Genomic DNA, 21,329 nt, shown 5'->3' with positions numbered 1-21,329 from the left:
ATGTTTATTTATTGGTTTTTAACAACTTTGACTTCATTTTTTTACATTATAGCTAAAATTTGAGTGTGATGTACGCTACACCTCAAACAAAAAGAGCGATAGGCACAAACCCATCGCTCTTTTTTGCTATGCTGAGCAATATTATCTGCCGCCGCTGCCGCCGCCACCTCCTGAACCACCGCCTACGCCACCTTGATCGCCTTGTTTAAGGTCATCATTGTTAATACCTTTCTTTTTCTCCATTGGGTTGCTAAAGGTAATTTTACCAAAGTTATAGCTAAACGTTAAACCAACCGAACGGAAAGGGAACGCGAACGTGCTGTTCTGAACAAACGTAGGGCTCTTCAGATCTGAATTGAAATATTTGTATTTGCTAAACGGCTCCAGTGTGTTGATACCGACAGACATTTTCTTTTGCATGAATTGTTTCCTTACACCCGCGCCAAATATGCTGAATGATGGGTTACTTCCCTGTATAGTATAACGTTTTGAATTTTCAACCGCGAATACCTCGGCAATAAAACCACTTGGCAAGTTAACAGACCCACTCAGGAAAGCATTGTAGGCAAATGTTGCGCCTGTACGGGTTTGCTGTGTTGCATAACCACCTTCGGCAGTAGGATTATAAGTATAGCCGTTAATACTACCCCTGATAGTTAATATTGATATAGGATTAATTGACCCAAAGAAACTCGACCCAAATGAATTATTAACACCTACGTTAGCATAGGTAGTTAATGTTCCCTGATTATTGTTTATTGGCAAAGCAATGCTTTCTATTAAACCACCCGTATGTTTATAATATACCGAGAAATTAATAACAGAAGATTTAATAAACGTATTATAATTCAGCTCCACAGTTTGCGAAACCTCCGGCGATAATTTAGGGTTACCCTGCGATTCACTGTTAGGGTTACTTGCATTCAAAAACGGGTTAAGGAACGTTAAGCTTGGCCTGGTTATCCGCTTGCTATAAGTTAACTTCACGGTTTTTGTGGTACTTAATGCTTTCTGCACAGTAAAGCTTGGCACAAACGTATTATAACTGTTTGAAAAAGGCGCAAAATTGGTTGTTACCACGCTTGGCTCGCCGTTGATGCGTGTATTTTCATCTCTTACACCTGCTAATAACGTATATTTCTTAGGCAATGTAATGGTCATAACCGCATAACCGGCGGTTACATATTGATTGTATTTATATAGGTAAGAATTTGTAGGATCAAGTATAAAGCTGGTCGAATCGGCTGCGCCAAAGGTTGCCGTTTTAAATACATCAGCATTGCTGCTTATATTTCTAAAAATGCCTTTACCACCTGCTTCTAACTTAAATATTTTATTTATTGGCAATATGTAATCTGCCTGTAAGGTATATTCATTATTTGTACCGTTATTATCTCCGCGCTGGTTAGGGTTAAGAGCAGATTGCTGCGCATAGGTGTTCATAAAATCAGTAGTTATAACACTATGGCTCCACTGGCTTGAGAAACTTAACTCATGACCCTCTTTTTTGAATTTATGCGTATAATCCAGGCTCCAGTCAAATCCGCCAAAAGTGTTATGCGATACTGAACTTCCGGTTGTCATCCTGCTATTTGCAGGAGTAAGAAAATCGGTACTGCCAACTACAACCCCACCGGTACTGTTAAAGCCACCCTGGTTAAGCCTTACGGTCGAGGTAAGGCTGTTAAAGCTATTAAAATCATAGTTTGCCGTGATTGAACCAATAGCGCCATGACGCTTTATCTTGGTTGAACCTACCCTGCTGTTGGTAAGCGTAGGTGTATTACCATTTAAAAAAGTTTGTGTAAACGTAGAATTAGATACCTGCGGCCAGGTAAGGTTACCACCTGCGTTAACAGCTAAGCTGAAGCGATTTTTACTGTAATTTAAATTGATGTTACCATTGTTTTGGCGCGTACCAATACCACCGCTAACCGAACCACTAAAGCCCGACATGTTTTTTTGTTTGGTGATAATGTTAATGATACCCGCTGTGCCTTCCGCATCATATTTTGCTGATGGTGAGGTTATAACTTCTATACTTTTTATCTGATCGGCAGGGATGGTTTTTAATACATCTGATAAGCTTGCAGATGTTGCGCCCGATGGTTTACCATTTATTAATACACGCACGTTACCGTCGCCACGCAGGGATACATTGCCATTTATGTCAACAGCAACCAACGGGACTTTTTGCAATACATCGGTAGCATTACCGCCTGCGGCGGTAAGATCCTTTTCGGCATTGTAAACAATTTTATCTATGCGATTTTCAATCAAAGGGGCAGTACCGGTTATGGTAACCTCCTTTAGCGATTTTGAACTTGGGGAAACAACAACAGTACCTAAATTTTTATCAGGCTTTGAAGGGGTTGTTTCTACCTTATTAATAATCTTGGTTGGATAACCAATAAAAGTTATCTCTATTCTATAAATACCAGGATGGATATTATCTAATTTAAAGCTTCCCTTATCATCAGTTAAAACACCGGTAATAGGTGATTTCCCGGTGCTTCTGAATAAACTTACCGTACCATAATCTAACGGTTTGTTAGTAACAGAATCAATAACAGTACCGGATATACGGCCTATTATTAATGAGCTACCGCCGCCGACACCAAATTGTGCCCTGGCTATAGTAACAGATAAAATTATTGTAATGAGTAAAATTATACGCTTCATTTTATATTTTTTTTTTGTAATTGGAGGCGAAACAACTTCAAATGTTACAACGAGACAGTTATTTTATTTCGATAATTGATCAGCATGATGTAAATGTAACACTAAGTACCTGTTAAACAACCATATTTACAATTCGTCCTTTTACTACAATTACTTTTTTAGGCTGCTTACCATCCAAATATTTTTTCACATCGGCATTGGCTAAAACAAACTCTTCAATCTCCTTTGGCTCCAGGCTTAGTGAAATATTCAGGTTCATTTTGGTTTTACCATTGATAGAAATAGGATATGCAAATTCATCCTCCACCAAATAAGCAGGGTTAAATTTTGGATAGGCCGCATACGATAAAGTACCCGCCTCATTGCCCAGCATTACCCAAAGCTCCTCGCAAATATGCGGGGCATAGGCTGATAGTGTAATGACTAAATCCTGCAAAACCCGGCGGTTATTACATTTCAAATCAGTTAATTCATTTATGGCGATCATGAAGCTGGAAACAGAGGTATTGAACGAAAAACGCTCAATATCTTCCTCCACCTTACGGATGATTTTATGCAATGATTTTAATTCGGCTTTGGTAGGCTCGGCATCTGATAGCGTAAATACCCACGCGTCATTATGGAACAATCGCCAGAATTTACGCAAGAACTTAAATACACCTTCAATACCGTTAGTGTTCCACGGCTTGCTTTGCTCCAGCGGACCTAAGAACATTTCATACATGCGTAAAGTATCGGCACCGTAACGCGCTATCAAATCATCCGGGTTAACCACATTGAATTTGGATTTTGACATCTTTTCAATTTCAACTCCACAGATGTATTTGCCGTTCTCTAATATAAACTCGGCATTCTTGTATTCCTCACGCCAGGCTTTGAATTTATTTATATTAAGAACCTCATTCTCCACCATATTCACATCCACATGCAATGGCGATGTTTTGTATTGACCAATTAAACCATGCGAAACAAAAGTATTGGTGCCCCGGCCTTCTTCATCAATTAAACGGTAAACAAAATTCGAGCGCCCCTGTATCATCCCCTGATTGATCAACTTCTTGAAAGGCTCTTCCTCAATCACTAAATCAATATCTTTCAAAAACTTGTTCCAGAAACGACTGTATAGTAAGTGCCCGGTAGCGTGTTCGCTGCCGCCGATGTACAGGTCTACATCTTTCCAATAAGCAATCGCTTCTTTTGATGCAAATTCCTTGTCGTTATGCGCATCCATGTAGCGGTACCAGTAAAAACTACTGCCTGCCCAGCCCGGCATGGTCGAAAGTTCATATTCGCCGTCCGGATGTTTCCATCCCTCTGCCCTTGCCAATGGCGGTTCGCCGCTTTCGGTTGGCAGATATTTATCTACTTCGGGTAACAGTAATGGCAGGTCGCTTTCGCTGATCAGGTGCGGTAATCCTTCTTTAAAATAAACCGGCACCGGCTCGCCCCAATAACGCTGGCGGCCAAAAATAGCATCGCGCATCCTGAAGTTTACTTTTGCCTTGCCGGCTTCAATTTCTTCCAGTTTGGCAATTACGGCGGCGGTAGCTTCCTTGTAGGTTAAGCCATTAATAAAATCAGAGTTAATGTATTTTCCTTCCTTGGTCGGGTCGGCTTCAGTAGTAATATTCTGGGTATCCAGTATGGGTATTATGTTTAAGTTAGAATGTTTGGCAAATAAATAGTCGCGCTGATCGCCTGATGGCACACCCATTACAGCGCCGGTTCCATATCCTGCCAAAACATAATCGGCAATATATATGGGCACCAACTCATTATTTAGCGGATTTAGCACATAGCTCCCTGTAAACGTACCGGATACCGTTTTAGCATCAGCCATCCTGTCCAGCTCCGATTTCTTTTTGGTTTGAGCGATGTAGGCCTCAATATCCGCTTTTTGCCCGGGTGTGGTTAATTCAGTCACTAACTCATGCTCGGGCGCTATTACCAGGAAAGTAGTTCCGAATATGGTATCAACACGGGTAGTAAAAACTTCTATATAATGAGCATTCAGTTCTAAGTTATGAGCTGGTTTTTCGATAGGGAACCTAACACTCGCGCCAATACTCTTACCTATCCAGTTACGCTGCATTTCTTTTAGCGGTTCGGGCCAGTCTATAGTATCTAATCCTTGTAGCAGGCGCTCGGCATAAGCTGTTATACGCATGCTCCACTGCATCATTTTCTTTTGCTCAACGGGGTAACCGCCGCGCTCGCTAAAGCCATCTTTAACTTCATCATTCGCTAAAACGGTTCCTAAAGCCGGGCACCAGTTTACGGTACTTTCGCGCAGGTAGGTTAAGCGGTATTTTAATAATTCTTCCTGTTGAGTATTAGGGCTCATCGCCTTCCACTCATCCGCAGTAAAACTTAAAATATCCTCATCACAAACAGCATTTACGCCTGCTGAGCCATTTTTTTCGAAATGCTCAACGAGTTTGGTAATTGATTCTGCCTTATCAGCAGCCCTATTATACCAGCTGTTAAACAGCTGCATAAATATCCACTGCGTCCATTTATAATAATCGGGCGAGCTTGTGCGAACCTCGCGGCTCCAGTCAAACGAAAAACCTATCTGATCTAACTGGCGGCGATAGGTTGCAATATTATCCTCGGTAGTAACAGCAGGGTGCTGACCAGTTTGTATAGCGTATTGCTCGGCAGGTAAACCAAACGAATCATAACCCATGGGATGCAATACGTTAAAACCTTTTAAACGTTTATAACGTGCAAAAATATCAGAGGCTATATAGCCCAGCGGGTGGCCCACATGTAAACCCGCGCCTGATGGGTACGGAAACATATCCAGCACATAGTACTTAGGTTTGGTGGTTTTATCCTCAGCTTTAAAAGTTTGGTTATCGGCCCAAAACTGCTGCCACTTTTGCTCTATATCTTTAAATTGATAGTCCATTGGTTATAATACGGTATTGATGCGCGAAATTAAGAAAATCCCTATTAGTTTGATAGTTAATTATACAAGTGTTGAGGACATATGCATTTAAAACTTTTCGAACGTGTTAGTATTAACGTCAATCTTAATCCATCAAGGAGGCGCCGATGGAGCCTGACAAGGTTTATACCTGATTCTATAAACACGTGGCTCCTACAGAGCCTTTTAATCAATTATATTTTTAGCTCCATAGGAGCTGCCTGTTTATAGAAGAATAAAAAAAGCGAGGATGGACTCCATCGGAGTCTCCTCACCCGCCAATATTTATTATACTTTGCATTGTGAAAATATTCTGTTTGCTGGCCCGACTGTCCCAGGGACAGGTGAATACACGTGGGACAGCCTGGCACACTCATTTACTCATCTTAAAAGATCAGAGCCTTGTTAGGCAAGGCGAGGGGCATAGGCCTATTTATTCACTTAATATATCCAGGCAATTTTTGCTAAGAGCAGCCAACCTGCTGGTTAGGGATTTTAACCCGGCATCATCATGCAGATTAGTATACATAGATTTGATGAGGGCCAATGTTTCGGCACTGGGGTCGCAGGCCTGAGCTTTTTCTAAATTGGGCAAGGCCTTTAATACTACAGCTTTATACAAATCGCCGGTTGCTTTATCGGCTTTTGCCACATATAAATAGCCCAATGCACGGTGTGCTACGTAATAGTTGGGCTCGGCAGCGGTTACCATTTCGTAATAAATAATGGCCCTATCGGGCTGGCTATCCTCATATAGTTTTGCCATACTATTATAAAAGCTTATCTGCGCTTTGGCTGGTAATTTACCGGCGTTTGGCAATATACTTTCGCCAAGTTTTAATGCTACGGCCATGTCGCCATGCAGCCTGTCTAGATTATAATCAAGATATTGGTCGTAAACGGCATCGGCAGTTTGGGCTTTGGCCAGGGCGCAAAAACAGGTAAGGAATATTATTAGGAGTATTTTTTTAGGCATTTTACTCATAATCTTATTTGCATAAAGTTTTCCCACCCCTGTATTGATAGCTGACGATGCCTAAAAATTTACCATATTGCATCATTATAAAATTTTATCCTGACTTTCGGAACTTAAGGTTTCAAGTTTAATTTCGAGTATTTTAAACAAATTGAAATGAATATTAACAACCGCACTTGCAATTTCGTCAGCCGTTTCTTCATTATAAGCGTGCGAAGTTAAATTTCTTATCACCAACATATCCATCCACTCCTCGCCGTTACTAATTAAATTTATTCTAAAAGCTTCTCTTATGGTATCTCTTGAACCGGCTACATCTAAAATACCCTGGTAGTCTAAATAGTCTTTCATGGTATTCCATGCCAATTCAAAAGTATATTCAAATGCCTTGATCAGACCTTGTTCTTCCAATTCGGATAATTCGCCTTTCAAAATAAACTTCTCCAATTGCCCTAAAGCTTTGCGATAGTTTGCAAATCTTAGGTGCCAGCGAATATCTTCTGTTGAAGCCATATCAGTTAACTATACTAAACAAAGATAATTATAATTCAAGTCATCCGATCAATTTTCTCAAATCTCACTTCTCAAATCTCCCAGCAAAAAACTATCTTTGCCCATGCAAGAAAAAATCCTCATTCTTGACTTCGGCTCGCAATTCACACAGCTTATAGCGCGCCGGGTTAGGGAACTCAATATTTACTGCGAGATCCACCCATTTAATCACATCCCAGAAATTGACAGCACTGTAAAAGGAATCATCCTATCCGGCAGCCCCTATTCGGTGCGGCAGGAAGATGCGTTACATTTTGATTTTATGAAATTTCATGGCAAGCTGCCTATGCTGGGCGTTTGTTATGGCGCGCAATACTTAGCGCATTTTAACGGCGGCGAGGTTTTGCCATCCAGCACGCGCGAGTATGGCCGAGCCAACCTGCAATATATCAACAAAGAAAACCCGCTGTTTAAGCAAATACCTTCGGGCTCGCAGGTGTGGATGTCGCATGGCGATACTATTGCCACTTTAGCCAGTAATTACGAAATTATTGCCAGTACAGATACTGTAAAAGTTGCCGCCTACCAGGTAACCGGCACCCAAACTTACGGCATACAGTTTCATCCCGAGGTTACCCATAGTTTGGATGGCAAGCAATTGCTGCAAAACTTTTTGGTGGATATATGTGGATGTAAACAGGACTGGACAGCCGATTCGTTTGTAGAAACAACTATCGCTGCACTTAAAGAAAAACTGGGCGATGATAAAGTAGTATTAGGCTTATCAGGTGGTGTTGATTCATCGGTAGCGGCAGTATTGTTGCACCATGCCATAGGCAAAAACCTGCATTGCATATTTGTAGATAATGGCTTGCTACGCAAGGATGAGTACCAATCTGTATTGGATTCATACCAGCACATGGGCCTTAACATAAAAGGTATTGATGCCAAACAGCGTTTTTACGACGCGTTGACCGGGTTGTCTGATCCGGAGAAAAAGCGTAAAGCTATTGGCCGTGTTTTTATAGAAGTATTTGATGATGCCGCGCACGAAGTGCAGGGAGTTAGCTGGCTCGGACAAGGCACTATTTACCCGGATGTTATTGAATCGGTATCGGTAAAAGGACCATCGGCTACCATAAAATCGCACCATAACGTTGGCGGTTTGCCTGATTTTATGAAGCTGAAAGTTGTAGAACCCTTAAATACCTTATTTAAAGACGAAGTACGCCGTGTTGGTAAAGCTTTGGGTATTGATGATAATATTTTAGGTCGTCATCCTTTTCCGGGTCCGGGGCTGGCTATCAGGATATTAGGTGAGGTTACGCCAGAAAAAGTTGCTATATTACAAGAAGCCGATGCGATTTATATCAACAATTTGCGCAGTGCAGGTGTTTATGATAAAGTTTGGCAGGCCGGTACCATATTTTTGCCGGTACAATCGGTAGGTGTTATGGGCGATGAGCGTACTTATGAGAACGTTGTTTGCCTGCGCGCGGTTGAATCAGTAGACGGGATGACGGCAGATTGGTGCCATTTACCTTATGACCTGCTGGCCAAAATATCAAACGAAATAATAAACAACGTAAAAGGAATTAACCGGGTAGTATATGATATCAGTTCGAAACCACCTGCCACTATTGAGTGGGAATAAGTGGTTACTGTTTTTATGGATAACGCTATTAATAGCTGCATGTTCGCCAAAACTGCAGCGGGTGGCCCCTCCTGTAAAACCAACTGAAACTGAAAAACCTGTTGTTAAAACAGAATCAAAACCAGTAAAGCCCTTGCCCCCAAAACAGGTGGTTATTTCGCTTTTGCTGCCATTTGGTTTAGATCATTTGAATGCTGGTGCAAGCTATACCGATGTTAGTTTAAAACAAGCTAACATCGCGTTAGATTATTACCAGGGATTTAAGCTCGCGCTCGATTCGTTAACCGCGTTGGGCTATAACTACAAACTGTTGGTGCATGATACAAAGGGCTCGGCAGCACAGGCGCATGCCTTGGCCTACAACCCCGAAATACGCACAAGCGACCTTATAGTTGGCCCGATTTTCCCGGACGATCTGAAAGCATTTATCAGCGTATTGGCTAGCGCACGTAAGCCTGTTGTTTCGCCGCTGTCACCTGCTTCACCGTCAACTTTTAATAATCAAAATTTGGTTACGGTTGTTCCGCCGTTAGCCTATCATGCCCAAGCAACCGCCAAATACATAAATAGCCGTATAAAGCCTCAAAAGGTATTCATACTCCGGTCGGGATATTCAGAGGATAATGAATACATTACACCTTTTAAAAACACCATAGATAGTTTGAGTAAAGGGCACATACAAGTAGTGCAGTTAACAGTTGTAAGGGGCAATTTGGCTGCTTTGTCGTCACAATTTTCGGCAGACAGTCCTAACATATTTTTGATGCCGTCAACTAACCAGGCATTTTTAATGGTTACCATGCAGTCGCTGGATTCATTGGCAAAAAAATACCCGGTTATGTTATTCGGTCACCCCAGTTGGGCGAAGTTTAATTTTTTGCATGCCGATATTTTACAGCGGTTAAAAACACATATAACCTCGGCAGATCAGGTTGATTATAAAGCTGCAACTACGCTTAATTTTTTACACGGCTATCGTAAAATTTATCATACCGAAGCAAGTGAATATGCCATAAAAGGTTTTGATGAGGGCCTGTATTTTGGTAAATTATTAGCTGACAACCACGGCGAAATAAAAAATTTGGACCAAAAAGATTTTATCGGTTTACATAACGATTTTCACTTTATAAAAAAAACGGGGCAGGGTTATATAAATACACATGTAAATATGATGGATTATAGTTATTTTGAGCTGAGGAAAGTAGAATGAAGGCAATAAACCAGCTTAAAACATTTCAGCGTATTTTGGGTGAGTACCCGGCCGAAACGCCTTTAAGCAAATTTTTGCCCGGCTTTTATCGTCAAAATAAGCAAATGGGATCCAGCGACCGGCGCCTTGCCAACAGATTGATGTACAACTACTTTCGTTTGGGCAAAGCGTTATGGAATACCCCTACTGAGGACCGGTTAATGGTTGCCGAGTTTTTATGCAACACCCAAACCAATTCTTTCCTGCAACATTTTAAACCCGACTGGGCCGCCTGTATTGGGTTTACCATTGAGGAAAAAATAGAGCTGATACTTAAAAACCATCCTGATTTTAAGCTGGAGGATGTTTTTCCATGGTCTAATCAGCTATCGCCTGATATTGATAAAACCGCTTTCCTAAAATCATTCTTTGTACAGCCCGACTTGTTTATCCATGTACATAACGGCTATGACCATTTAGTTAAAACCGAATTAATTAAGGCAGGCATTGTTTTTAAAGATGAAGGTAACGGTTGTTTAGCTTTACCTAACGGGACACGCTTAGAGACCATTTTTGTCAATCAACACTGGTTCGAGGTGCAGGATTATTCGTCGCAACAAACCGCCGATTATTTTAAACCCAATAAATGGGATGCCTGGTGGGATGCCTGCGCGGCATCGGGCGGTAAATCGTTATTACTGTATGAATTGGAGCCTAACATAAAGCTGGTGGTGTCTGATATCCGCGAATCTATACTGGCTAACCTGGATGAACGTTTCCGTTCTGCAGGCTTGCTTAAATACCAAAAAAAGCAGCTCGACCTCACCCAAAATGTGGACCAAACCCTGCACGATTATGAGTTTGATGGCATCATCTTAGATGCCCCCTGCAGCGGCTCGGGCACCTGGGGCCGCACGCCCGAAATGATATCGCAGTTTGAACCGCAAAAGATAGAGTTCTTTCAGCGCCTGCAAAAAAACATAGCCGCTAATGTGGTTAAGTTTTTAAAGCCCGGCAAACCGTTGATATACATCACCTGTTCGGCCTTTAAAGCGGAGAATGAGGAAGTGGTTGATTATTTGGTAAAAGAGTGTGGGTTGAAATTGGAAGAGGTGAAGGTTTTGAAGGGATATGAAGGGAAGGCGGATAGTATGTTTGTTGCGAGGTTGAGCCAAGCTTAGAATCAAGAGTCAAGAACCAAGACCACTATAAAAACATCTTGATTCTTGTATCTTGACTCTTGCTTCTCTTTACAAATGCGTATTACTCCTAAACAATTTAATCGCAATAGCCAATAAAATTATCCCAAACGCTTTGCGCAGTATATTGATACCCGTTTTGCCAAACAGTTTCTCCAGCCATTGCACATTTTTAAGCACCAGGTAAACAAACAGGGTATTGATAACAATGCCTACCAATATATCCTGTGTTTGGTATTGTGATTTTAGGGATAAAAGGGTAGTCATGGTACCTGCCCCAGCAATTAACGGGAAGGCCAGCGGAACAATGGATACCGTATTTGCCATATCCTCATCCGGCTTAAACAGGTGGATACCCAATATCATTTCCATAGCTATAATAAATATTACCAATGAACCGGCAATAGCGAAAGAGGCTACATCCAGGCCAATTATATCCAGCAGCTTATCGCCCACTAACAAAAAAACGATCATTAATATCAATACCACAATACTGGCTTTTTCAGACTCGATATGTCCGGCTCGCTGGCGCAATTGGATAATTACAGGTATGGCGCCCAGTATATCAATGATCGCGAAGAGGATCATGGTTACTGATAGTATCTCTTTAAAAATGAAAGGGTGCATAGCAGTGGTTTAATTGATTGATATAAAGCTATAAACAATATCAACAAAAAGGGTTCTGAAAACTCAAAACCCTTTTTGTTCACATATAAGAGAATGTTATTACTCTACAAATTTAGGGTTCGGCGGAGTATTCGCAGCCTCGGGCTTACCATGCCTTACATGCGAGTGTTTAATACTATAAGTAAAGTATACAGCCATACCCAAAGCCATCCATATAAATAAACGCAGCCAGTTTTCCAGGCCTTCGCTAGCCATCATACATAAGCATATTGCTGCTCCAAGCGGGCACACAATATAGTAAAGTGGCGTTTGGAACGGACGTTTAATACCCGGATCGGTTCTGCGTAAAATGAATATACCTATACATACCAGCACGAATGCGAATAGAGTGCCAATACTCACCATGTCACCAACAATGCTATCAGGAATAAAGCCTGCGAATATAGACACCATTATAAAGAAAAACCATTGCGACTTATATGGTGTGCGAAATTTTGAGTGCAGTTTTGAAAAAATAGGCCAGATTAAACCGTCAACACTCATGGTATAAAACACACGGGTTTGGCCCAACAACATCACCAGGATAACAGATGAGAATCCGGCTAAAATAGCAATGGTAACTAACTTGGCTAACCAGCCAAATCCGGGCATAAATGTTTGGATAGCGTAAGTAACAGACGCTTCTTTACCTTTTACCAAAAATTCTTTATAAGGTGCTAAACCTGTTAATACGTGCGAGAATAAGATGTATAAAACGGTACAGAATACTAAAGAAATTAAAATACCTTTTGGCATATCTTTCTGCGGATTTTTAGCTTCCTGCGCCGCTGTCGAAACTGCATCAAAACCAATAAACGCGAAGAACACCACACTTGCCCCGCGTAATACACCAAGCCAGCCATGGTTAAACGTATCGCCATAATTAACAATACCTGTATTAGTTTTAACTGTGCCTGCATCTGCCGGTATCAGGTATGGTATGTGGTTTACCGGATTAATAAAGCTCCATCCTAAACCAATTATCATTAATACAATGGCTACTTTAACAATAACGATAACATTATTTACCGCTGCCGATTCTGCTGTACCTTTTATCAGTAATAAAGTAAGCATAAGTAGTATGAATATAGCCGGTAAATTAACTAATCCACGCGTGCCTAGTTCTGAGGCATACATACCCGTTGTGGTTGTTGATACTTCGAACGGAGAGTGTGATAGCGCGAAAGGTATATGGCAATTAAAAAATGTTTCGAGGAAAGTGTTAAAATATTGCGACCAGCCAATGGCTACCGTAGCGGCACCTAAGGCATACTCTAACACCAAATCCCAGCCTATTATCCAGGCTATAAACTCGCCCATTGTAGCGTAAGAATAAGTGTAGGCCGATCCTGCAATAGGTATCATACTGGCAAACTCAGCGTAGCATAAACCGGCTAAGGCGCAACCTGCTGCCGCGATTGCAAATGATATGGTAACTGCCGGTCCGGCATGCTCGCCTGCTGCTGCTGCTGTACGCACAAAAATACCCGCGCCAATAATTGCGCCAATACCCAATGCGATAAGTGAGCCAACACCGAGTGTACGCTTTAATGTCTTTTCCCCTTCCTTCGAAGCGGCCATTAATTGTGCAATAGGTTTTTTAATAAATAGCTTCATATGTTTTTTAAAATCAGTTAATCTTATTCCCAAACATAGTTAATTTTTCCGAAAAAAATAATGAGACGATATTATGGTTAAAATGCTTTGAACAAAGGATTTATAGAATTATATAGTGTCTTTCAAGTTGAAGAAATATCTTTAAAAAGGATTGTCAATTCAGATATATATTTACACATTGCAGTACTTTTGTCATGATATCAATCAAAAGTCTTCAAATCTTCTTACGACCCTTATTTTAATACATGGAATTAAAGCATCGTTTATGGATCATATTTTGTTTAATCGTCCCATTACACGTTTTTTCGCAGAATGATTACACAAAGTACCTCATAGATCAGGCTCATAATAAGTCAATAGACACTCTTCCTGTTTCGAACTTAAGCAGTATCGTACAAAAAGATGGGTCTCTCAACTATTTAAAGCCGCTGGAAAATCTATTAAGTTTATCTACAGAAAGGTTGAAAAGTGTTGATGTTCAAAATTATTATTCAAACCTTGCTACTCTGTTTTCTTTTGTGGGTGATGTGAAAAGAGCTTCTTTTGAATTTAGCAAATCTGATTCTGTTAATCAAGAGGACTGGGCAAAGTATATTTTGAAAGATACGGCTGCATTTAAATTAGTTGATTTTGAATCAACTTTGAAAAATAACGCGTTAAACAATAGGGTTGTTATGTTTAATGAGGCTCACCATATACCAATTTCCAGAATATTTGTTGCCTCTTTATTACCAAATTTTAAAAAATATGGATATAAATATTTGGCATTGGAAGCTTTAAATGGCAATATAGATTCACTGAATAAAGCTTATACTGTGGGTTATTACACATCAGAGCCACAAATGTTTAATTTGATAATGTATGCAAAGCAACTGGGCTTTAAAATTATTAAGTATGAACCTGATTTTTTTTCTTATAAACACACGCCGGATGCTCGGGACTCAATACAGGCAGAGAATATATACAACGTTTTAAAAAAAGATCCCGATTCTAAAATAGTGGTTTTAGCAGGTTATGGTCATATTCAAGAAAGGATCCCAAATCATACGATGGCATCCATTTTACAACAGATATCCAATATTGATCCCGTCACGATAAATTTAATCGCATTCAATCAATATACTAATTCCCCTGACAACAAAAAATTATTCGATGTTATTTCAGGTAAATTAAACGTCGACGCCCCTTATATACTACAGGATAAGAAAGACTTTGATTTTTTTGAAAATAAAACATATGATTATAACGTAATATTTCCCTCATACAATGAGAAAAACTTACGTCCTGGGTTGATGCTTTTAAATACTGCTTATAAACTAGTAAAGTGCAAGGCCGTTGCGCCATTTCAATTGGTACAAGCTTATCGAGATAATGGCACAACCAGTTATGATAAAATAGTAAAGTTTGATGTTCCAGCAGATCAAAAATGTTTTACAGTAAAAGACGGGCAAACTGATCTCTATTTATTTCCAGGTAATTATTTCATAGTCTATAGAAATGCAGATTATCAAGTTATGAAATTTTATAAAAAACGCATTGAATAATGTTCATTTACATTAATCCTTTCATCACTAACAAAAACTTTGTCTCGTTTAAGAATTTCCTTCTTTTGTTTATCTGTAAGTTTTTCTGGTTGATTTTGTGGCGATGTCTTCATAACCTAATCTCCAACAAAAGAGGGATACCATACCGGCATCCCTCTTCATTATAATCACTTATTTATTATACGTTTTTATCTATCTTGGTAACATGTATTATCATTGACCGTCTTTGAATTTCTTTTTGTAAACGAGGGCTATGGTTAAGCTCTTTGTGCAAATGTGGTGCGATAACCAGTGATACGATCGACATCAGCTTGATCAATATATTCATTGACGGGCCAGATGTATCTTTAAACGGATCGCCTACGGTATCGCCTGTTACAGATGCTTTATGCGGTTCTGATTTTTTGTAATGCATTTCGCCGTTTATATCCACTCCTTTTTCGAATGATTTTTTAGCGTTGTCCCATGCGCCGCCTGCGTTACTCTGGAAGATACCCATCAACACACCCGATACGGTTACACCGGCTAATAATCCGCCTAAAACTTCGGGACCGAATATAAAGCCAACTATTATAGGGGTAATCAACGCTATCAGGCCGGGAGCCACCATTTCGCGGATAGAAGCTTTGGTTGATATGGCTACGCATTTTTCATATTCAGGCTTAGCTTTGTATTCCATAATGCCCGGTATCTCGCGAAACTGGCGACGTACTTCTTCTACCATCGCCATAGCTGCACGGCCCACTGCCGAAATACATAATGCCGAGAATATAAAAGGTATCATACCACCTACAAATAAACCCGCCAATACATCGGCTTTATAAATATCAATATGCTCAATACCTGCAACGCCCACAAAGGCTGCAAATAAAGCCAGCGAGGTTAATGCTGCCGAAGCGATGGCAAAACCCTTGCCTGTTGCTGCTGTAGTGTTACCTACGGCATCTAAATTATCTGTACGATGACGCACTTCTTCGGGCAAGCGGCTCATTTCGGCAATACCCCCGGCGTTATCAGCAATTGGGCCAAATGCGTCGATAGCTAATTGCATAGCTGTTGTAGCCATCATACCTGCCGCGGCAATTGCCACACCATATAAACCTGCAAAATGATAGGAGCCATAAATACCCGAAGCCAATACTAAAATTGGTAACACGGTAGATTCCATACCTACTGCCAAACCTGCTATAATGTTAGTAGCATGGCCCGTTGATGATTGCCTGATAATACCTAATACCGGGCGTTTACCCATAGCGGTATAATATTCTGTTATCATTGACATTAGCGTGCCAACAACCAACCCCACCATTATAGATCCTATTATGCCATCTTTGGTAAATATTAAAGCACCTTCTTTCATAACCCCGTCGCCATCCATATCGCGGCTCATAAAGAAGTTACCATCAGGCAGCATCCATTTAACCAAAAATATTGAAGCAATAGCTGTTAATACTATCGAGGTCCAGTTACCTATATTTAATGCTTTTTGCACACTGTCGGTTTCGCTTTTAATTCTAACGAATGACGCGCCAACTATAGAGAATATCAAACCTAAACCTGCAATAACCATTGGTAATAATATAGGGGCTATACCGCCAAAATTATCATGCGATACAATTTCACGACCCAATACCATGGTAGCCAGCATAGTTGCTACATACGATCCGAACAGATCCGCACCCATACCTGCAACGTCACCTACATTATCGCCCACATTATCAGCAATGGTAGCAGGGTTACGCACATCATCCTCGGGGATACCTGCTTCTACTTTACCCACTAAATCGGCGCCTACGTCGGCAGCTTTGGTATAAATACCACCACCCACACGTGCAAATAACGCGATAGACTCGGCACCTAATGAAAATCCGGCTAATACATCCAGTGCCTTAGCCATATCCACACCGTTTACAGTACTACCGGCAATATTCTTAACATAAATAGTATAGAATACAATAAATAACGAACCTAAACCTATAATAGCTAAACCAGCTACGCCCAAACCCATAACAGTACCGCCTGTAAACGATACTTTTAATGCTTTAGCTAAGCTGGTACGTGCAGCCTGTGTAGTCCGCACGTTTGCTTTGGTAGCAATACGCATGCCCAGGTAACCTGCAAATGCCGATAAAAAAGCACCTACTATAAATGAAATAGCTATAACCGGGCTTGATGTATGTACCGTTGTACCAGAGTAAGCCAGTAAAATACCTGCAATAGCAACAAAGTAACCCAGCATTTTCCACTCGGCGCGTAAAAATGCCATTGCTCCGTCAGCAATATAACCGGCAAGCTCATTCATTGAAGCATCACCGGTTTCCTGTTTAGTAACCCAGGCCGACTTAATGATCATAAATACAATCCCTACTAAACCAAAAACGGGAATTAAATAAATTAAGTAAGTGTTCAAAAAATCCATATGTGTTATTAAAGTTTATATTTTGTTTGTTGTTTACTGTTCAACACAGTTTTATAATTGGATTTGCAAATTAGTAAAATTAATTTCTTTACAATACCATGTCAATTATAAAGTTTTTTGAATAGTTTAGAACTCTAAACGATATCAAATGATTAAAAACGAAGGTCAACCCAAATTAAAAGCATCGCTGGGCCTGTTAGATGGCACTATGATAGTTGCCGGCTCCATGATAGGCTCGGGGATTTTTATTGTGAGTGCAGATATTATACGTAATGTAGGCTCATCCGGGTGGCTGATAGCAGTTTGGCTGATAACCGGCTTCATGACCTTAACCGCTGCCGTTAGCTATGGCGAGTTGAGCGCCATGTTCCCCAAAGCGGGCGGGCAGTACGTTTATTTAAAAGAGGCTTATAATAAATTGATAGCTTTTTTATATGGATGGAGCTTTTTCGCAGTAATACAAACCGGCACCATAGCCGCGGTTGGGGTAGCTTTCTCAAAGTTTACAGCCTATTTAATACCTGCCGTTAGCGAGGATAATATTATATTTTCTACCATGCTGGGTTCGTGGCACTTTACTATAAGCGCGGCGCAATGTGTGTCTATCGTATTAATTATACTACTTACTTACATCAATACCCGTGGTGTTAAGAGCGGTAAGATCATTCAAAATACTTTTACGTTAACCAAGCTGGCCAGTTTATTTGGTTTGATAATATTTGGTTTGATAATGCTTAAGGGCGATGTATGGCACGCCAACTGGGCCAACGCCTGGGATATCCATAAATTAAATATTGATGGCAGTACGGCCTCTTATACTATGGCTGCCGCTTTGGGCGCTATTGCCGCGTCAATGGTAGGTTCTATTTTTAGCAGCGATGCCTGGAATAACGTAACCTTCATTGCCGGCGAAATGAAAAACCCGCAGCGCAATATTGGACTAAGCTTATTTTTAGGTACGCTGATAGTAACCCTCATTTACGTCAGTATTAACATTGTTTATACCGGTGTATTACCTTTGCACGAGATTGCCACTGCCAATAAGGACCGCGTAGCGGTTGCAGCATCGCAGGTAATATTTGGGCATATTGGCACTATTATTATAGCGTTGATGATCATGATATCAACCTTTGGCTGTAATAACGGATTGATAATGGCCGGGGCACGTGTATATTATACTATGGCTAAGGATGGCTTGTTTTTTAAGCGCACAGGAACTTTAAATAAATTTGCGGTACCGGGCTTTGGTTTATGGATACAGTGTGTGGTAGCCAGTATACTATGCCTTAGCGGCAAATACGGCGACCTGCTGGATATGATATCATTTGTAGTAGTAATATTTTATGTGCTTACCATTTTAGGCATCTACATACTACGTGTAAAGCGCCCCAATGCCGAGCGGCCCTACAAGGCATTTGGTTACCCGGTGTTACCCGCCATTTACATGATTATGGGTTTAGCCTTTTGCGTATTGTTAATTATTTATAAGCCACAATTTACCTGGCCGGGTTTAATTATTGTTTTAATAGGTATACCTATATATTATATAACTAAATATTTTTCTAAAGATGATGAGCAGGTGGAGAGCCCCGTTTAGTTTCGGTTTATTATTATTTATTTCGATAGATGTTTGTGCACAAAGCACTTTACAGCAAAAGTTACAGGCAGCATTTAACCAATTACAGGCCGATAGCCAGTGCCGGTACGCTTCGGTAGCTTTAACGGTGCTTGATGCCAAAACCGGCGAGCAGGTATTTGCCGCTAACCCCAACATGGGTTTGGCGCCGGGTTCTACCATGAAAGTTATTACCAGTATTACCGCGCTCAATACGTTGGGTAATGATTACCGGTTTAAAACCACCTTTAATTATAGCGGTACTATTGATGCCGATGGCACACTTACCGGCGATGTCATCATCCGCGGGTATGGCGACCCTACCCTGGGCAGCTGGCGCTGGGAAACTACTAAGCAAACCTATATTCTTAGCCAAATGGTTAGCGCCCTGCAAAAGGCAGGCATAAAGCGCGTTAACGGTCGTGTTATTGGCGATAACTCTTATTACACCAGCCAGTCTATTCCCAATGGGTGGATATGGCAGGATCTGGGTACCTATTATGGCGCAGGCACCTCGGCACTTTGCTGGGGCGAGAACCAGTTTAGCCTGAAGCTGCACACCGGCGAGGTGAATACCCTTGTCGGCATTGCCGGCACATCGCCGTCTATGCCCTACCTTTCCTTTAAAAGCGAGCTGCTAAACGGTGCCCCACATACCGGCGACCAAGCCTATGCTTACCTGCCCGCTGTTGGCAGCAATATAATGTATGTAAGGGGCACTTTCGCTGTAGATCAAACCAAAAAAGCCATAGGCACCGCCATACCCGACCCCGCGTATGACATGGCCTGGCACCTGGTAGATACACTAAAGGGTCTGGGGATTGCCGTAAGCGGTATACCCGAATCGTTTACTACGCTCACAGCTAAGGGGCAGGCAATACCTACGGGTGCCACTACCCTGCTTACCATTAACTCGCCTAACTTAACCAGTATGTTGTACTGGCAAAACCATATCAGCATCAACCTGTATGCCGAGCAGCTTTTACTGGCTGTTGCCGATAAGGCAGGCAAGCCCGTTAATACCGATAATGGCGTTAAAGTGCTGCAAGATTTCTGGGCCGCCAAAGCAGGTATTGATACGCATACGCTAAACGTGTTCGACGGTAGCGGTCTGTCGCCGGGTAACCGGGTAACTACCCTCACTATGGCGCACATCCTGCAATCGGCAACAACCGAAACATGGTTCAAATATTTTTACGATAGCCTGCCCCTGTATAACGGTATGCACATGAAAAGCGGCAGCATCAACAGCGCCCTGGCCTATACCGGCTACCAAACCCATAACGCCCGTCAGCTATGCTTCAGCATCATCGTTAACAACTACAACGGATCTGGCAGAGGTATAAAGGAAAAAATGTTTAAGGTACTGGATGAGTTGAAGTAGGTTATTGAAGATGGGTTATTGAAGATTAAAGATTGGGCTGGTCGCTGTCTTGTCCTGTCCCGGTTATCTTGCCACTATGAAAGCGGGACGGGACGGGACAACAAATACTCAAACCCCTGCGCGTCATCCTATGTTTGTATAGGATGACGCGGTGGTGAGGTTGGTGGTATTATTAGTTGAACCCGCCCGTCTATACTGTCGCACTCCCCTTGCGGATGGACAATAAACGAAGTTTGTCATCCTGAGCGTAGCGAAGGATCTTGTATGATGGACAGGTAGCCCGTATTCTTATCGCGCGTATAAGATCCTTCGCTATGCTCAGGATGACAGGGCGGATATTTATACCGACAAACCCATCTATGCTGTCTCACTCCCCTTGCGGACGGGTACTAAACGAAGTTTGTCATCCTGAGCGTAGCGAAGGATCTTGTATGATGGACAGGTAGCCCGTATTCTTATCGCGCGTATAAGATCTTTAGCTATGCTCAGGATGACAGGGCGGATATTTATACCGACAAACCCATCTATTCTGTCTCACTCCCCTTGCGGACGGACACTAAACGAAGTTTGTCATCTGAGCGTAGCGAAGGATCTTGTATGATTGATAGGTAGCTCATATTCTTATCGTGCGTATAAGATCCTTCGCTATGCTCAGGATGACAGGGTGGATATTTATACCGGCAAACCCATCCTAATTTACCATTCTCCCATCCAGATCAACAACCCTTGCAAAGGGGTTAAGAAACTGGTTGGCCAGTATGGCAAACTCGCGGCGGGTAATGGGCCGGTTCATCTCAAAATCCGAATCGAATTTATATTTTGTTTTCCAATCCTTTTGCATGGTGGTTTGAAATGCCTGAGGTTCAGTAAGTGTGATCTCGCCGATAAAAGAGAACAGGTTACCCACGGTAAACTGTTCGCCCGGCTTATTCTTGTTGAACCAGATCAACGCGCGGCTGT

The 21,329-nt window shown here is 41.5% G+C and carries 14 protein-coding genes; 6 read left to right on the top strand and 8 right to left on the bottom strand.

The features are described 5' to 3' along the window. Positions 1 to 141: 141 nt before the first annotated feature. The 4 genes from JWP71_RS04450 to JWP71_RS04435 all read right to left on the bottom strand — a co-directional run bounded on the left by JWP71_RS04450 (position 142) and on the right by JWP71_RS04435 (position 7,103). Positions 142 to 2,682 (bottom strand): TonB-dependent receptor, encoded by a 2,541-nt coding sequence (locus JWP71_RS04450; protein WP_299497519.1) that lies wholly within the window; start codon positions 2,680 to 2,682, stop codon positions 142 to 144. Between the two features lie 112 nt (positions 2,683 to 2,794). Further along, positions 2,795 to 5,596: a leucine--tRNA ligase gene (leuS, locus tag JWP71_RS04445; protein WP_299497518.1), complete on the bottom strand. Its 2,802-nt coding sequence runs from the start codon at positions 5,594 to 5,596 to the stop codon at positions 2,795 to 2,797. Positions 5,597 to 6,047: 451 nt separating this feature from the next. Beyond that, positions 6,048 to 6,590, bottom strand: a complete 543-nt coding sequence (locus JWP71_RS04440) for a hypothetical protein (protein ID WP_299497517.1) — start codon at positions 6,588 to 6,590, stop codon at positions 6,048 to 6,050. Positions 6,591 to 6,674: 84 nt separating this feature from the next. Continuing rightward, a complete protein-coding gene (locus JWP71_RS04435) occupies positions 6,675 to 7,103 on the bottom strand; it encodes a nucleotidyltransferase substrate binding protein (protein ID WP_299497516.1) in 429 nt (142 codons plus the stop codon). 103 nt (positions 7,104 to 7,206) lie between these two features. Here JWP71_RS04435 and guaA point away from each other — a divergent pair, with 103 nt between their 5' ends. The 3 genes from guaA to JWP71_RS04420 are packed head-to-tail and all read left to right on the top strand — an operon-like array spanning position 7,207 to position 11,106. Further along, the gene (gene guaA, locus JWP71_RS04430; RefSeq protein WP_299497515.1) at positions 7,207 to 8,736 is read left to right on the top strand and encodes a glutamine-hydrolyzing GMP synthase; all 1,530 of its coding nucleotides are present in this window, start codon (positions 7,207 to 7,209) and stop codon (positions 8,734 to 8,736) included. Next, a complete protein-coding gene (locus tag JWP71_RS04425; protein WP_299497514.1) occupies positions 8,693 to 9,946 on the top strand; it encodes an ABC transporter substrate-binding protein in 1,254 nt (417 codons plus the stop codon). The genes guaA and JWP71_RS04425 overlap by 44 nt, the downstream gene beginning before the upstream one ends. Then, the gene (locus JWP71_RS04420; RefSeq protein ID WP_299497513.1) at positions 9,943 to 11,106 is read left to right on the top strand and encodes an RsmB/NOP family class I SAM-dependent RNA methyltransferase; all 1,164 of its coding nucleotides are present in this window, start codon (positions 9,943 to 9,945) and stop codon (positions 11,104 to 11,106) included. Before JWP71_RS04425 ends, JWP71_RS04420 begins: the two co-directional genes overlap by 4 nt. A 69-nt stretch (positions 11,107 to 11,175) precedes the next feature. Here the strand turns inward: JWP71_RS04420 and JWP71_RS04415 are convergent, their stop codons facing one another. Then, positions 11,176 to 11,751: a MarC family protein gene (locus JWP71_RS04415; RefSeq protein WP_299497512.1), complete on the bottom strand. Its 576-nt coding sequence runs from the start codon at positions 11,749 to 11,751 to the stop codon at positions 11,176 to 11,178. 99 nt (positions 11,752 to 11,850) lie between these two features. Further along, positions 11,851 to 13,407: an amino acid permease gene (locus JWP71_RS04410; RefSeq protein WP_299497511.1), complete on the bottom strand. Its 1,557-nt coding sequence runs from the start codon at positions 13,405 to 13,407 to the stop codon at positions 11,851 to 11,853. A 245-nt stretch (positions 13,408 to 13,652) separates the two neighbouring features. Between JWP71_RS04410 and JWP71_RS04405 the strand changes: the two genes are divergently transcribed. Beyond that, on the top strand, positions 13,653 to 14,951 hold the full coding sequence (locus JWP71_RS04405) for a hypothetical protein (RefSeq protein ID WP_299497510.1): 1,299 nt from the start codon (positions 13,653 to 13,655) through the stop codon (positions 14,949 to 14,951). A 178-nt stretch (positions 14,952 to 15,129) separates the two neighbouring features. Here the strand turns inward: JWP71_RS04405 and JWP71_RS04400 are convergent, their stop codons facing one another. Continuing rightward, the gene (locus tag JWP71_RS04400; RefSeq protein WP_299497509.1) at positions 15,130 to 17,370 is read right to left on the bottom strand and encodes a sodium-translocating pyrophosphatase; all 2,241 of its coding nucleotides are present in this window, start codon (positions 17,368 to 17,370) and stop codon (positions 15,130 to 15,132) included. 148 nt (positions 17,371 to 17,518) lie between these two features. Between JWP71_RS04400 and JWP71_RS04395 the strand changes: the two genes are divergently transcribed. Then, positions 17,519 to 18,967 (top strand): amino acid permease, encoded by a 1,449-nt coding sequence (locus JWP71_RS04395; protein WP_299497508.1) that lies wholly within the window; start codon positions 17,519 to 17,521, stop codon positions 18,965 to 18,967. Then, positions 18,942 to 20,369, top strand: a complete 1,428-nt coding sequence (gene dacB / locus JWP71_RS04390) for a D-alanyl-D-alanine carboxypeptidase/D-alanyl-D-alanine-endopeptidase (RefSeq protein WP_299497507.1) — start codon at positions 18,942 to 18,944, stop codon at positions 20,367 to 20,369. Before JWP71_RS04395 ends, dacB begins: the two co-directional genes overlap by 26 nt. A 691-nt stretch (positions 20,370 to 21,060) precedes the next feature. On the opposite strand, the gene JWP71_RS04385 is transcribed toward dacB, so the two are convergent. Continuing rightward, positions 21,061 to 21,329: hypothetical protein (locus JWP71_RS04385; RefSeq protein WP_299497506.1), on the bottom strand; the 269-nt coding region annotated here is incomplete at its 5' end.

Origin of the sequence: Mucilaginibacter sp., from assembly GCF_028287845.1 — a bacterium.
GTDB lineage: Bacteria > Bacteroidota > Bacteroidia > Sphingobacteriales > Sphingobacteriaceae > Mucilaginibacter.
This window is presented reverse-complemented; position numbering and strand designations above follow the sequence as displayed.

Bases quoted from the DNA above. Each gene is read 5' to 3' on its own strand.
- JWP71_RS04450 (WP_299497519.1), bottom strand. From the start codon at position 2,682: ATGAAGCGTATAATTTTACTCATTACAATAATTTTATCTGTTACTATA.
- leuS (WP_299497518.1), bottom strand. From the start codon at position 5,596: ATGGACTATCAATTTAAAGATATAGAGCAAAAGTGGCAGCAGTTTTGG.
- JWP71_RS04440 (WP_299497517.1), bottom strand. From the start codon at position 6,590: ATGCCTAAAAAAATACTCCTAATAATATTCCTTACCTGTTTTTGCGCC.
- JWP71_RS04435 (WP_299497516.1), bottom strand. From the start codon at position 7,103: ATGGCTTCAACAGAAGATATTCGCTGGCACCTAAGATTTGCAAACTAT.
- guaA (WP_299497515.1), top strand. From the start codon at position 7,207: ATGCAAGAAAAAATCCTCATTCTTGACTTCGGCTCGCAATTCACACAG.
- JWP71_RS04425 (WP_299497514.1), top strand. From the start codon at position 8,693: ATGATATCAGTTCGAAACCACCTGCCACTATTGAGTGGGAATAAGTGG.
- JWP71_RS04420 (WP_299497513.1), top strand. From the start codon at position 9,943: ATGAAGGCAATAAACCAGCTTAAAACATTTCAGCGTATTTTGGGTGAG.
- JWP71_RS04415 (WP_299497512.1), bottom strand. From the start codon at position 11,751: ATGCACCCTTTCATTTTTAAAGAGATACTATCAGTAACCATGATCCTC.
- JWP71_RS04410 (WP_299497511.1), bottom strand. From the start codon at position 13,407: ATGAAGCTATTTATTAAAAAACCTATTGCACAATTAATGGCCGCTTCG.
- JWP71_RS04405 (WP_299497510.1), top strand. From the start codon at position 13,653: ATGGAATTAAAGCATCGTTTATGGATCATATTTTGTTTAATCGTCCCA.
- JWP71_RS04400 (WP_299497509.1), bottom strand. From the start codon at position 17,370: ATGGATTTTTTGAACACTTACTTAATTTATTTAATTCCCGTTTTTGGT.
- JWP71_RS04395 (WP_299497508.1), top strand. From the start codon at position 17,519: ATGATTAAAAACGAAGGTCAACCCAAATTAAAAGCATCGCTGGGCCTG.
- dacB (WP_299497507.1), top strand. From the start codon at position 18,942: ATGAGCAGGTGGAGAGCCCCGTTTAGTTTCGGTTTATTATTATTTATT.